At 66.5% G+C, this 12,097-nt stretch carries 13 protein-coding genes; 7 read left to right on the top strand and 6 right to left on the bottom strand.

Going from position 1 to position 12,097, the window contains the following annotated elements; translation table 11 throughout:
* The first annotated feature begins 8 nt into the window (after positions 1–8).
* From RIB52_RS09400 to RIB52_RS09420, 5 genes are read left to right on the top strand one after another with little or no spacing between them, the layout of a single operon-like run.
* Positions 9–1,388: a 3-isopropylmalate dehydratase large subunit gene (locus RIB52_RS09400; RefSeq protein ID WP_350175166.1), complete on the top strand. Its 1,380-nt coding sequence runs from the start codon at positions 9–11 to the stop codon at positions 1,386–1,388.
* Positions 1,385–2,035, top strand: coding sequence for a 3-isopropylmalate dehydratase small subunit (gene leuD, locus RIB52_RS09405; RefSeq protein WP_350175167.1), 651 nt, complete (start codon positions 1,385–1,387; stop codon positions 2,033–2,035). Before RIB52_RS09400 ends, leuD begins: the two co-directional genes overlap by 4 nt.
* Positions 2,032–2,952 carry a hydroxymethylglutaryl-CoA lyase gene (locus RIB52_RS09410; protein ID WP_350175168.1) on the top strand — a complete coding sequence of 307 codons (921 nt, stop codon included), beginning with the start codon at positions 2,032–2,034 and terminating at the stop codon, positions 2,950–2,952. Before leuD ends, RIB52_RS09410 begins: the two co-directional genes overlap by 4 nt.
* Complete coding sequence (locus tag RIB52_RS09415; RefSeq protein WP_350175169.1) at positions 2,949–4,130, top strand: CaiB/BaiF CoA transferase family protein; 1,182 nt, start codon at positions 2,949–2,951, stop codon at positions 4,128–4,130. The genes RIB52_RS09410 and RIB52_RS09415 overlap by 4 nt, the downstream gene beginning before the upstream one ends.
* Positions 4,131–4,135: 5 nt before the next feature.
* Positions 4,136–4,732, top strand: coding sequence for a VOC family protein (locus tag RIB52_RS09420; protein ID WP_350175170.1), 597 nt, complete (start codon positions 4,136–4,138; stop codon positions 4,730–4,732).
* Between the two features lie 3 nt (positions 4,733–4,735).
* Here RIB52_RS09420 and RIB52_RS09425 read toward each other — a convergent pair whose 3' ends face one another.
* The 5 genes from RIB52_RS09425 to RIB52_RS09445 are packed head-to-tail and all read right to left on the bottom strand — an operon-like array spanning position 4,736 to position 7,639.
* On the bottom strand, positions 4,736–4,999 hold the full coding sequence (locus RIB52_RS09425; protein ID WP_350175171.1) for a DUF6356 family protein: 264 nt from the start codon (positions 4,997–4,999) through the stop codon (positions 4,736–4,738).
* A complete protein-coding gene (locus RIB52_RS09430) occupies positions 4,996–5,301 on the bottom strand; it encodes a DUF1330 domain-containing protein (protein WP_350175172.1) in 306 nt (101 codons plus the stop codon). Before RIB52_RS09430 ends, RIB52_RS09425 begins: the two co-directional genes overlap by 4 nt.
* A gap of 11 nt (positions 5,302–5,312) precedes the next feature.
* Positions 5,313–6,005, bottom strand: coding sequence for a hypothetical protein (locus RIB52_RS09435; protein WP_350175173.1), 693 nt, complete (start codon positions 6,003–6,005; stop codon positions 5,313–5,315).
* A 54-nt stretch (positions 6,006–6,059) separates the two neighbouring features.
* On the bottom strand, positions 6,060–6,428 hold the full coding sequence (locus tag RIB52_RS09440; protein ID WP_350175174.1) for a hypothetical protein: 369 nt from the start codon (positions 6,426–6,428) through the stop codon (positions 6,060–6,062).
* A complete protein-coding gene (locus RIB52_RS09445) occupies positions 6,425–7,639 on the bottom strand; it encodes a class I SAM-dependent methyltransferase (RefSeq protein WP_350175175.1) in 1,215 nt (404 codons plus the stop codon). Before RIB52_RS09445 ends, RIB52_RS09440 begins: the two co-directional genes overlap by 4 nt.
* Positions 7,640–7,909: 270 nt before the next feature.
* On the opposite strand from RIB52_RS09445, the gene putA reads away from it, so the two are divergent.
* Both putA and RIB52_RS09455 read left to right on the top strand, forming a co-directional pair.
* Complete coding sequence (putA, locus tag RIB52_RS09450) at positions 7,910–11,029, top strand: bifunctional proline dehydrogenase/L-glutamate gamma-semialdehyde dehydrogenase PutA (protein ID WP_350175305.1); 3,120 nt, start codon at positions 7,910–7,912, stop codon at positions 11,027–11,029.
* Between the two features lie 42 nt (positions 11,030–11,071).
* Positions 11,072–11,623 carry a hypothetical protein gene (locus tag RIB52_RS09455; RefSeq protein ID WP_350175176.1) on the top strand — a complete coding sequence of 184 codons (552 nt, stop codon included), beginning with the start codon at positions 11,072–11,074 and terminating at the stop codon, positions 11,621–11,623.
* A 23-nt stretch (positions 11,624–11,646) separates the two neighbouring features.
* On the opposite strand, the gene RIB52_RS09460 is transcribed toward RIB52_RS09455, so the two are convergent.
* The gene (locus tag RIB52_RS09460) at positions 11,647–12,027 is read right to left on the bottom strand and encodes a MerC domain-containing protein (RefSeq protein WP_350175177.1); all 381 of its coding nucleotides are present in this window, start codon (positions 12,025–12,027) and stop codon (positions 11,647–11,649) included.
* Positions 12,028–12,097 lie beyond the last annotated feature (70 nt).

Here is a 12,097-nt window from a genome sequence, read left to right on the forward strand (position 1 = left end):
GAGGACCCATGGGACGCACGCTGTTCGAAAAGATCTGGGACGCGCACAAGGTCGCGGAGACGGCGGGCGGCGCGGCGCTGGTCGCGATCGACCGGGTGTTCCTGCACGAGCGCACCGGCGCGGCGGCGCTCGCCCGCATGGCCGAGATGGGGCGGGAAGTGCGCGATCCCGCGCGGGTCTTCGCCGTGATGGACCACATCGTCGACACACGGCCCGGGCGCGGCGACGGCACGCTAATGCCCGGCGGCGAGGGCTTCATCACCGAAACTCGCGCCGCCTGCGCCAAGGCCGGGATCACCCTGTTCGACGTGAACGATCACGCGCAGGGCATCGTCCATGTGATCTCGCCCGAACAGGGCATCGTCCTGCCCGGCCTGACGCTGGTCGCGCCCGACAGCCATACCTGCACGCAAGGGGCTTTCGGCGCGCTCGCCTGGGGAATCGGTTCGTCCGAGGCCGAGCATGCGATGGTGACGGGCACGCTGCGGCTCGACAGGCCGAAGATGATGCGCGTGACCTATGACGGCGCGCTGCCGAAGGGCGTGACGGCGAAGGACATGATCCTCTCCCTCATCGCGGCCCACGGCGCGGGCGGGGGTGCGGGGCATGTGGTGGAGTTCGCCGGAGAAGCGGTGCGCGGGCTCGACATGGAAGCGCGCATGACCTTGTGCAACATGGCGACCGAGTTCAGCGCCATGACCGGGTTGATCGCGCCGGACGAGGCAACCTTCGAATACCTCGCGGGGCGGCCCTATGCGCCGGACAATTTCGACGATCCCTACTGGGCGAGCCTCCGCTCCGACGAAGACGCCACATTCGACCGCGAGATCGTGATCGACGCTTCGGAAATCGCCCCGATGGTGAGCTGGGGGACGAGCCCCGAACACACCATCCCCGTCACCGGCGCGGTCCCGCAGGGCCCGGCGCGGGCGCATGACTATATCGGGCTCGAAGCGGGCACGGCGCTCGCCGGGACGCCGCTCGACGCCGCCTTCATCGGCAGCTGCACCAATGCGCGCCTCTCCGACCTGCGCCGCGCCGCCGCGATCCTGAAGGGCCGCCACATCGCGCCCGGAGTCAAGAAAGCGCTGGTCGTCCCCGGCTCGCTCTCGGTCAAGCGCGCCGCCGAGGCGGAAGGGCTCGATGCGATCTTCGCCGCTGCCGGGTTCGAATGGCGCATGAGCGGATGCTCGCTGTGCTTCTATGCAGGCGGCGAGGGCTTTCCCGCAGGCTCGCGCGTGATTTCGAGCACCAATCGCAATTTCGAAGGGCGGCAGGGCCCCGGCATCCGCACCCACATCGCCTCGCCCGAAACCGTCGCGGCAAGCGCCATCGCCGGGGTCATCGCCGATCCGAGGGAATATGCGAAGCTGGAGGAACCGGCATGAGCGCCTTCCCCCAGCCGCTGACCGGGATCGCCGCGCCGCTCCATGTCGACAAGCTCGCCGATAGTCCTCGTTACGTCGGCAAGCTTGCCGACAATGTCGATACCGACGCGATCATCCCGAGCCGCGAAATGCGCTCGACCGGGCGCACGGGACTGGCGGACGGGCTGTTCGCGCCCTGGCGCTATTCGGACGCCGACGCACGCACGCCCAATCCGGATTTCGTCCTCAACCGCCCCGAATACTGCAACTCGACCATCCTTGTCGCCGGCAGCAATTTCGGCTGCGGATCGAGCCGCGAGCACGCCGTCTGGGCGCTCGCCGAATACGGCTTTCGCGCCGTTGTAGCGGAAAGCTTCGCGCCGATCTTTCGCGGGAACTGCATCCGCAATTTCGTCCTGCCCGTCGCCCTGCCGCGCGCGGTGCTGGAAGACATCGCGGGAGAGGTGGTCGAGATCGACCTCGCCGCGCAGGAGGTCCGCTGCCGGGGCGAGCTTCACACCTTTGACATCGACCCGGAGGCCAAGCGGATGCTGGCCGAGGGGCTCGACGCGATCGACCTTACCCTCACGCAAAAGGCGGCCATCGACGAATGGACGCGGGCCGACAGAAAGGCGCGCCCCTGGGTATACTTGGAGAACACCCCATGACCGAAATCCTCGTATCCGAAGTCGGCCCGCGCGACGGGCTGCAATCGATCGACCGGGTGATGCCCTTGGAAGCCAAGAAACGCTGGATCGCGGCCGAGGCGGCGGCGGGCGTCAAGGAAATCGAGGTCGGCAGCTTCGTGCCGCCGAAACTCCTGCCGCAGATGGCGGATACGGCGGAGCTGGTCGCCTTCGCGCGGCAGATCGAAGGGCTGAACGTCGTCGCGCTCGTGCCGAACGCCAAGGGCGCGCAGCGTGCCGCCGAAGCCGAGGTCCACGCCATGTCCATCCCCTTCTCGATGAGCGAGACGCATTCGATCAAGAACGTGCGCAAGGACCACCCCGCGATGCTCGAAGAGATCGCGGCGGCATCCAGCATCGCGCGCGAGAACGGCATTCACTTCGCGGTCGGCCTTTCCGCCGCTTTCGGCTGCACCATGGAGGGCGCGGTGAGCGAGGATCAGGTCGTGCGCCTTGCCGAGAAAGCCGTCGAGGCGGGGGCCGAGGAATTCTCGCTCTCCGACACGACCGGCTATGCCGACCCGGCGCAGGTCCGCAGGCTCACCCGCAAGGTAAAGGGCGCGGTCGGCGCGGACAGGCTCACGACGCTCCACCTCCACAACACGCGCGGGCTCGGGCTGGCGAACGTTGTCGCGGGGCTGGAGGAGGGCATCACCACTTTCGATGCCTCACTCGGCGGGCTCGGCGGCTGCCCCTTCGCTCCCGGTGCGAGCGGGAACCTCGTGACCGAAGATCTCGTGCTGATGCTCAACGCGATGGGGCTGAAGACCGGGATCGACCTCGAAAAACTGCTGGAGGTTCGCAGGATCGTCGAAGAGGCGCTGCCGGGCGAGCCGCTCTACGGGTTCACGCCAGATGCAGGACCAATGCTCGACTACAAGGAAAGGGCCGCCGCATGACCTCCCCGACGCCGCTTCAAGGCATCAAGGTCGTCGAATTCACCCACATGGTGATGGGGCCGACCGTGGGGCATATCCTCGCGGGGCTCGGCGCCGAAGTGGTGCGCGTCGAACCGATCGGCGGCGACCGCACCCGGCGGCTGAAGGGATCGGGCGCGGGCTATTTCCCGATGTACAATCGCGGCAAGTCCTCGATCTGCCTCGACTTGAAGAGCGCCGAAGGCATCGCGGTCGCAAAGGACCTCGTCGCGGGCACGGACGTGCTGGTCGAGAATTTCCGCCCCGGCGCGCTCGACCGGCTGGGGCTCGATTACGATACCTGCGCCGAAGCGAACCCGCGCCTCGTCTATTGCTCGGAGAAAGGCTTCCTCCCCGGCCCCTATGAACAGCGCACCGCATTGGACGAGGTCGCACAGATGATGGGCGGGCTCGCCTACATGACGGGGCCTCCCGGAAAGCCGCTGCGCGCGGGCGCAAGCGTAATCGATGTCACCGGCGGGATGTTCGGCGTGATCGGCATCCTCGCCGCATTGGAGGAACGCCACCGCACCGGGCGCGGGCAGAAGGTCACCGCCAGCCTGTTCGAGACGACGATCTACCTCGTCGGGCAGCACATGGCGCAATTTGCCGTCACCGGCACTCCGGCCGCACCGATGCCCGCGCGCGTCTCCGCCTGGGCGATTTACGACGTGTTCGAGACGAAGGACGAACCCGTGTTCATCGGGGTCGTCACCGATGCGCTGTGGGAAAAGTTCTGCCGCCTCTTCGGCCTCGATGAATTGTGGGCGGACGAGTCCTTGCGCGAAAACAACGCCCGCGTCGAAGCGCGCGATCGCATCCTTCCCGTCATCCGCGAGCTCGTCGCGACGATGACGCGCGAAGAGGTGATCGAAAAGCTCGACGGGTCGGGCCTGCCCTTCGCGCCGATCGGCAAGCCTCAGGACATGTTCGACGACCCGCACCTGGCCCAAGGGGGGCTGGAGGAGGTGACGCTCGACAATGGCACCGAGGTGCGCCTGCCGACCATCCCGCTCGAAATGGGCGGCCAGCGGATCGGCGCGCCGCAGGAATTGCCAAAGCCGGGGCGCGATGCGCGCAGCGTTCTGGCCGGGCTCGGCTACGACGATGACAGGATCGCCGCGCTTATCGGTGGCGGCGCGGTGGGAGAGGCAAAATGAGAAGAATGGCAATAGCGGCCCTCGCGGCCCTGCTGGCGGGATGCGCCATCAATATCGGCAACGAAGCCCCGCCCGCCGCCAGCGCGCCGGGCGCCGCACCAAAAGCAGCCGGCGTCGACGCGCCCGCCGAGCGCCTGCCGACGGACGTGCGCCGCGCGACGATCATCGTGCGCGACATGGAAAAATCGCTTGCGCTCTACCGTGACGTGATCGGGCTGGAGGTCAATTACGACACCACCGTCACCACCAGCGGCGTCGCCCTGCCCGCAGGCGAGCCGGGGGCGACCGCTCGGCTCGTCCTGATGAACGCCAATGACCCGTGGGTCGGCTGGATCGGGCTGATGGAATGGACCAGCCCCCCAATCCCGGCGGACGAGTACCCCAAGCGCATGGGGCCTGGCGATGTCGTGCTGGTGCTCAACACCGACGATGTCGAAGGCCGCTGCGGGGCGGCGAAGAAGGTCCCCGGCGTCACCTTCACCGCCGAGCCGCGCCTGCAGGTCTATCCGGGCCGCGACGGGGGTGCGGAGATTCGCGTGATGGGGTGCAATTTCTTCGACCCCGACGGAATCCTGATCGAATTGAACCAGATCCTCGACTGAGCTTCAGATCACGAAATCGATCGGACCGGAGAGGCGCGACCGGTTCGTCACCATGCTTTCGTGGAGGCGGACGACCTGTCGGCTGCCCGTGCGCACGAACAGGAACGGCACGAAGGCGTGGAGGATGCACGCCAGCCCCGCTGCAATCATGGCAAGGCCGAAGCGAAGCGCGCTTGCACAGTGTTCGCCATAGCTTTCCCCGACCGAGGAAGGATGCTGGGTGAAGGCCCGATGCAGGCGTGCGGGGAGCGGGGGCCGCACGCTCATGCCGAAATGTCCGGCCCGTCGATCAGCAGGACCTGCACGTCGGCCAGACCCTCGCGCAGCTTCTTGGCTTCGGCGTATTCGGGCGAATTCCAGAACCGCTTGGCCGCTTCCCGGTCGGGCCATTTCGAGATCACCATGCTCGCGCCCTCTCCGAAATCGCCTTCGAGGCATTCCGCGCCCGGCCCACGCAGCAGGTATTCGCCGCCAAACTGGCCGATCAGCTCCGCCGCGCGCGCGCCGTAGCCGGAGACGAAGGCCTCGCGGTCGCGGATCGAGGCGGTGACGATCATGTAGGCAGGCATTGCTCTCTCCTTCAGAAGGGTTTGACGGCGCCGAGGAAGCAGACCGAGGCAATGACGATCCAGTAGAGATAGGCAGACCACCGCGCGAGGCCGATCTCGCTCGCCAGCGCAGCCTCCTGCGCGGCGTCCGGCCCGGCGGCGAGCACCCGGAACCTTTCGGTCCAGCGCCGCATGACGAGCCGCAGGAACAGCCCGATGACGAGCGCGAAGGCATAAAGCGCCATCTTGGCCGGATACCAATCGTTCCCCTCGCCCGACTGGATCGGCCCCGTCCCGGCAAAGGCGAGGGCAGCAAGCACGAACAGGCCTGCGATCAGGGGGTAGCGCAGCAGTTCCTCGGCGCGGGTGACGGCGATGCCGATATCGGTCTCGCGCTTGAGGAAGGCGGTCCACGTCATCGCCAGCCAGACGGCGAAGAACAGCCACATCAGCCACACTCCCGCCCCGTCAAGCAGCGGCACGAAGCCGTAGATCTTGCCCATATGCAGCCCGAGCGGGAGAAGCAGGACGATGCCGGTGCGCGCGAGAATATCTATGCGATAGGCGGTTTCCATGTGCCGCCGCCGCTCCTCCAGCGAAAGTGCGGGATTGGTGACGTGATAGCTCGTCTGGAAGACGCCCCATTCTCCGCCCAGCCAGTACACCATGGCGAGGATGTGGATCCATCGGAGGATCGACAGCTCGTTCAGATACAGGAATTCCATGTCCCCCTCCCCAGGTGAACGATGAAGATATGAAGGGCGCGGAACGCCGGGCGACTATTCGCGCGAGAGCTTTTCAACGATGTCCATGATCGGCGGGTCGGCAGCTTCCATCGCCTCGACCTCCTGCTGGAAGCCGCGCATGATCCGGGCGATATAGGCTTTCGTCGCAAGCCCGCGCTCCTCGGCGGCTTCGCGGTCGGGAGCGTAGCTTTCGATGTCCTCGCGGCTGATCGTCCCCTTTTCATCGAGCAAGCGTTCGACCGTGTCCTGCCGTTCGCGCAGGGTGGCAACCTCGGCGGCGAGGGCGAAGACGGTGGAATAGAGCCGGTCGAGCGCGGGATCGTCGAAATAGTCGGGCCGCCTGCCCTTGGCCTTGCGCCCCGATGCCTCGACCCAGTCGAATTCCTCGGGCGAACCGCTCACGCGGCCTCTTCCCGTGCCAGCGGCTTCCACGCGCCATAGGCGTTCCAGATCGCGGCGCGGCCGAAATCCTCCTCGCCGTCATCGGGCGAGGGCGGGAAGATCTCCGGATCGACCACCGCGCGCACCCCGGCGGTGAACTGCGCGTCGCGGGGGAAGCCGGCCTTCGCCATAACGTCCTTCAAATCCTGCCCGTGCATGGCGGACCAGAACGGCTCGTTGTTGTTGAAGGCGTCCCAGTCGCGCATGAACTGTTCGAACAGCGGCATCTGCTCCGAATATTGCGGCTGCTCGACATGCAGGATCAACCCGCCCGGCGCGAGCACGCGGTTCGCTTCGGCAAGGATGCGCGGCATGGCCTTGGCCGAAAGCTCGTGCAGGAACATGGTCGTCTGCACCCAGTCGAAATGCCCGTCGGCCCAGCGCGACAGGTCCTCGCCCGAGGCCTGGACGAAGCGGATGTTTGTCACCCCCAGCGCCGCCGCGCGCGCCGCGCCGTAACGCAGGGAAGCGGCAGCGGTGTCGATCGCGATCACTTCCGCATCGGGAAAAGCCTGCGCGATCGGCACGGCGTTGTGGCCGATCGTGCAGCCGATATCGAGGATGCGGCGGGGCTTCCAGTCGGGCCGCTCCGACTTGATCCAGTCGACGACGGCCTGCCCGCCGCCATCGTTGAGCCCGCCGAGCGCGCCGCCCACGGTGGCGAACAGGCCGACATCGTAATTCGCGCCGACCGTCACGTCGCCCTCACGCTCGCCGCCATGATAGCCGCCGGGCTGGCAGTGGATGTCGACCGCGGTCTGGTATTCGGGCTGCTCCACGCTCTCATCGAGTTCGAGCATCCCCGAATGTTCGTTGTATTGTCGCGCCATGGCGTCGAGCTCGTCGAGCTGGCGCAGGACCACCTGCCGCCCGAAATGCTGGCGCATCTCCATCGAATTGCGCTTGAGCGCCGACCACATGCGATGCCAGTCATCCTCGTTCATCGCGTCGCGGATTTCATAGCGATGTTCCGGGTCGCGCCCGTGTTCCGCGCGAAAGGCGGGCAGGACCCGCTTTTCATAGGCGAGCTTGTTCCCGGCACCGATGGTGCCGGAGAGGTAGCGATTGAAAGCGGTGAGGAAATTGAAGCGCGCCGCCTCGTCGTGGCTGGTGCGCGGCATCATTTCGTGACGGGTAAGCGCGGTATAAGGGGGGGGAAGATCGCTGGCCATGCTGTCACCTCGTGAATTTGTCCGGACAAATTTCGCCTGATGCGCCCGGTTTGTCAATCTCTGCTGCATCAATGCCGCACGAATGTCGCGCGTTCCGTCGCACGAATCCTTGATCCCGCTCAAATGCTCCCCATCCACAAAACTTGATCCCGGGCGGTCCGGTGTGCGATTTTCCCAGAGAAACCGAAGCCGATTCCGACCTTTTGATTTGATCGATCAGGAAAGCGCCACGAATTGACCACGCCCGACATCCCCAAGAGCACCACGCACATGCTCGACCGCTCCGACCTGCGCCGCGCTTACCGCGCCGAAGAGGAAGCGTGCGTCGCCGAGCGGCTCGAACAGGCGGCGCCGGCGCGCAAGGTCTCGGGCGAGGCATCGGCCCTGGCAATCGACCTGATCGAGGGTGCGCGCGCCCAGTCGGCAAGCGGGATCGACGCGTTCCTGCAGCAATACGGCCTCGACACGGATGAAGGCATAGCGCTGATGTGCCTGGCCGAGGCGCTGCTGCGCGTGCCCGACAGCCGCACCGCCGATGCGCTGATCCGCGACAAGATCGCCGAAATCGAGTGGGGCGATCACCTCGGCGTCAGTTCTTCGACCTTTGTCAATGCGGCGACCTTTTCGCTGATGCTGACGGGCGAAGTGCTCGAACGGCCCGAGGAACACCAGAAAGGCATGGGCCGCACGCTCAAATCCGCGATCAACCGGCTGGGCGAGCCGGTGATCCGCCGCGCGACGTTGCAGGCGATGCGCATCCTGGGCGGCCAGTTCGTGTTCGGCCGCACGATCGGGGAAGCGTTGAAGCGCGCCGCGCCGGAGCGGGCAAAGGGGCTGACCCACAGTTTCGACATGCTCGGCGAAGCGGCGATGACCTATGCCGATGCCGAGCGCTACCGCCACGCCTATGAGGGCGCGATCGCACGCCTCGCGCGCGAGGCGACGGGGCGCATCGGATCTTCGCCCGGCATTTCGGTGAAATTGTCCGCGCTCAGTCCGAAATACACCCATTTCCACGCGGAACAGGCGCGCGCCGAAATCACCCCGATCGTCAAGCAGCTGGCGCTGAAGGCGCGCGATGCGAACATCCATTTCACGATCGATGCCGAGGAAGCGGAGCGGCTCGAAGTCTCGCTCGACATCATCGAGGCGGTGATCACCGATGACGAGGTGTTCATCCGCCCCGACGGCAGCCGCTGGGAAGGCTTCGGTCTCGCCATCCAGGCCTACCAGAAGCGGGGTGTGCCGCTGTGCGACTGGATCGCGAAGCTCGCCCGCCGTCATGATCGCCGCCTGTTCGTCCGGCTGGTCAAGGGCGCCTATTGGGACAGCGAGATCAAGATCAGCCAGGTCGGCGGCTATGACGATTACCCGGTCTTCACCCGCAAGATCGCGACCGACGTTTCCTTCCTCGCCTGCGCAGCGCGGCTGTTCGAGCATGACGACGTGATTTACCCGGCTTTCGCCACCCACAATGCCTATACGGTGGCGGTGGTGAAGGAGCTTGGTCAGGGCAAACCCTTCGAATTCCAGCGCCTGCACGGCATGGGCGAAGACGTGTTCGAGGCGCTCCACGCAATCGAGGGCAATGCAAAGACCCCGGTGCGCATCTATGCGCCGGTCGGCGGGCACAAGGAGCTGCTCGCCTATCTTGTGCGGCGCCTGCTCGAGAACGGCGCGAACACCAGCTTCGTCAACCGCATGGGCGATGCCGAGATCCCGGCCGAGGACCTGGTCACCGACCCCGTCGGCGAACTCGCCGCGACCAGGCCGCGCCGCAATCCGGCGATCCCGCTGCCCAAGGACATATTCGGTGCCGATAGCGGTGGCCGACTCAACAGCGCGGGGGTGGACCTGTCCGACCCGCTGGTGCTTGCGCCCCTGCAGTCCGAAATCGACAAGCTCACGGACGAGCAATGGTATGCCGAGCCGACCTTCCCGGGCGCGGAAGCAGGCGAGATCGCGCCGATAACCATGCCGCACGACCTGACCAGCGTCGTCGGGAAGCGCCGCGATGCGACGCCCGAAGAAGTCGAGGATGCCTTCGCCCGCGCGAGCGCGATCCAGCCGGGCTGGGATTCGTTGGGCGGCGAAAGGCGCGCGCTCCTGCTGGAGGAGGCCGCCGACCTGTTCGAGGCGCATACGGCCGAATTCCTCAGCCTCGCCACGCGCGAGGCGGGCAAGACCCTGCTCGACGGCGTGCTGGAAGTGCGCGAAGCGGTCGATTTCCTGCGCTTCTACGCCGCCGAAGCGCGGCGCCAATTCGGCCCGCCCATCCGCCTGCCGGGTCCGACGGGGGAAGAGAACACGCTTTCACTCCACGGCCGCGGAGTCTTCGCAACCATCAGCCCGTGGAATTTCCCGCTCGCGATCTTCACCGGCATGGCGTCCGCAGCGCTCGCCGCAGGCAATGCGGTGATCGCCAAGCCCGCAGAGCAGACCCCGCTGATCGCCGCGCTCGCGGTGAAGCTGTGCCACGAGGCGGGGATCCCGCCCGAAGCCTTCCAGCTCCTGCCCGGAGCGGGCGAGGTCGGCCAGCTCATCACCGCCGACCCGCGGCTTGCAGGTGTCGCCTTCACCGGCTCGACCGAGACCGCGCGCGCCATCAACCGCACGCTTGCGGGCCGCGAAGGCCCGATCGCGACCTTCATCGCGGAGACCGGCGGGCAGAATGCGATGATCGTCGATTCGTCCGCGCTGCCCGAACAGGTGGTCCGCGATGTCGTCGCCTCCGCCTTTCAGAGCGCGGGCCAGCGCTGCTCGGCCTTGCGGGTCCTCTACCTGCAGGAAGACGTTGCCGATTCGATGCTCGAGATGATCCGCGGCGGGTTCGAGGCGCTCAATGTGGGCGATCCGGCGCGGCTTTCGACCGATGTCGGCCCCGTGATCGATCCCGACGCGCAGGCCGCGCTCGAACGCCATGTCGCGCGCAGCAAGGCGAGCGGGCGGCACGTCATGCGCTGCCCGATGCCGAACGAGACGGGCAAGGGTTGCTTCGTCGCGCCGACCATCATCGAGGTCGATTCGATCCTCGACCTGACGCGCGAGAATTTCGGCCCCGTCCTGCATGTCGCGCGCTTCAAGTCGGAGGATCTCGGCCAGGTCATCGCCGATATCAACGCGACCGGGTACGGCCTGACCCTCGGCCTGCACAGCCGCATCGCCTCAACCCGCCGCTTCGTCGAGGCGCGCGTGAAGGTCGGCAATTTCTACGTCAACCGCAACCAGATCGGCGCGGTCGTCGAAAGCCAGCCCTTCGGCGGCGAAGGCTTGTCGGGGACCGGGCCCAAGGCCGGCGGGCCGCATTACCTCGCCCGCTTCGCGGTCGAACGCGCCGTCTGCGTCGACACGACGGCAGCCGGCGGCAATGCGAGCCTGCTCCAGGCCTGAGGCGGCTTGCCATTATTGTATGGGGGACGGTATGCCGCCCCCATGCCTTCAAAGCTCGTGCGCCTGCCCCGCCTTGCGGTCCACCTCGTCGCCCTGGTCATGCTCGCGTGGAGCAGTGCGGCGCTCGCCGAGGTGCGGATCCACTTCCACAGCTTCGACGGTTCGGTGCTGTGGGGCCGCTATCCACACACCTTCATCGTGCTCGAGGGCACGCTCGAGGCGACGGGTGAAGCGGTGAACGAGAATTACGGATTTTCCGCGCGCAAGGTGACTCCGGCGATCCTGACCGGCCCGGTCGAGCACATGGTGCTGGCCGAAACCGAGCGCAACGTGCGCAACACCAATCGCCACTTCACGCTGACCCTGACAGATCGCCAGTATCGCCGCATCATCACCGAAGTGCGCGCATGGCAGAACGCGCCGGGCAAGTATTACGACCTCGAAAAGCGCAACTGCATCCATTTCGTCGGGCGCATGGCGGAAATCCTCGGGCTGGACGTCGATTATCCCGACGACATGCTGCGGCGTCCCAAGAAGTGGCTCAATCACATCACGGCGATGAATCCCGAACTGGACGCCGAGCCCGTCGATTGAGCCGCAAGCGCTCGCTCCCGCCGTCACCCTGCCCTGCGCGCATAAAGGCCCAGCCCGTGCGCGAACATCAGCAGGCCCGCCCCGCCAAGGGTCAGCGCCTTCTCCAGCCATTCCTCGCCCACGAACAGGGCACCGGTCATCGCGAACAGGGCCGAGACGAGAAGCGCGGCGAGCCAGGCCGATTGCAGGGCGCGGCGGCTGAGCACCGTGCCGCTGACCAGGGTGACCGGAACAAGCAGGGCGGCATGGAACCACTCCGCTCCGGCAAGGGTGCCGAGCGCGCTCGAGGCGAGCACCGGAACGAGCGTGACGGCGAACGGGAGTGCAAGGCAGTGAAGCGCGCATAGCCCCGAAAGGGCAATGCCGAGACGGTCGGGAATGGGATTTCGGGAGGCAGGTGTCATGACTCTCTTGCGTATCTCGGGATTCGGACGTAAGGATTATGTTACAACATTACATCATTAACGCAAAGGC

The organism is Erythrobacter sp. (assembly GCF_040217515.1).
GTDB lineage: Bacteria > Pseudomonadota > Alphaproteobacteria > Sphingomonadales > Sphingomonadaceae > Erythrobacter.

Excerpts from the sequence above, each read along its gene's own strand:
- RIB52_RS09425 (WP_350175171.1), bottom strand. The coding sequence starts at position 4,999 with ATGAGCGTGCGGCCCCCGCTCCCCGCACGCCTGCATCGGGCCTTCACC.
- RIB52_RS09455 (WP_350175176.1), top strand. The coding sequence starts at position 11,072 with ATGCCTTCAAAGCTCGTGCGCCTGCCCCGCCTTGCGGTCCACCTCGTC.
- RIB52_RS09415 (WP_350175169.1), top strand. The coding sequence starts at position 2,949 with ATGACCTCCCCGACGCCGCTTCAAGGCATCAAGGTCGTCGAATTCACC.
- RIB52_RS09410 (WP_350175168.1), top strand. The coding sequence starts at position 2,032 with ATGACCGAAATCCTCGTATCCGAAGTCGGCCCGCGCGACGGGCTGCAA.
- RIB52_RS09460 (WP_350175177.1), bottom strand. The coding sequence starts at position 12,027 with ATGACACCTGCCTCCCGAAATCCCATTCCCGACCGTCTCGGCATTGCC.
- RIB52_RS09400 (WP_350175166.1), top strand. The coding sequence starts at position 9 with ATGGGACGCACGCTGTTCGAAAAGATCTGGGACGCGCACAAGGTCGCG.
- RIB52_RS09430 (WP_350175172.1), bottom strand. The coding sequence starts at position 5,301 with ATGCCTGCCTACATGATCGTCACCGCCTCGATCCGCGACCGCGAGGCC.
- RIB52_RS09435 (WP_350175173.1), bottom strand. The coding sequence starts at position 6,005 with ATGGAATTCCTGTATCTGAACGAGCTGTCGATCCTCCGATGGATCCAC.
- RIB52_RS09445 (WP_350175175.1), bottom strand. The coding sequence starts at position 7,639 with ATGGCCAGCGATCTTCCCCCCCCTTATACCGCGCTTACCCGTCACGAA.
- leuD (WP_350175167.1), top strand. The coding sequence starts at position 1,385 with ATGAGCGCCTTCCCCCAGCCGCTGACCGGGATCGCCGCGCCGCTCCAT.
- putA (WP_350175305.1), top strand. The coding sequence starts at position 7,910 with ATGCTCGACCGCTCCGACCTGCGCCGCGCTTACCGCGCCGAAGAGGAA.
- RIB52_RS09420 (WP_350175170.1), top strand. The coding sequence starts at position 4,136 with ATGGCAATAGCGGCCCTCGCGGCCCTGCTGGCGGGATGCGCCATCAAT.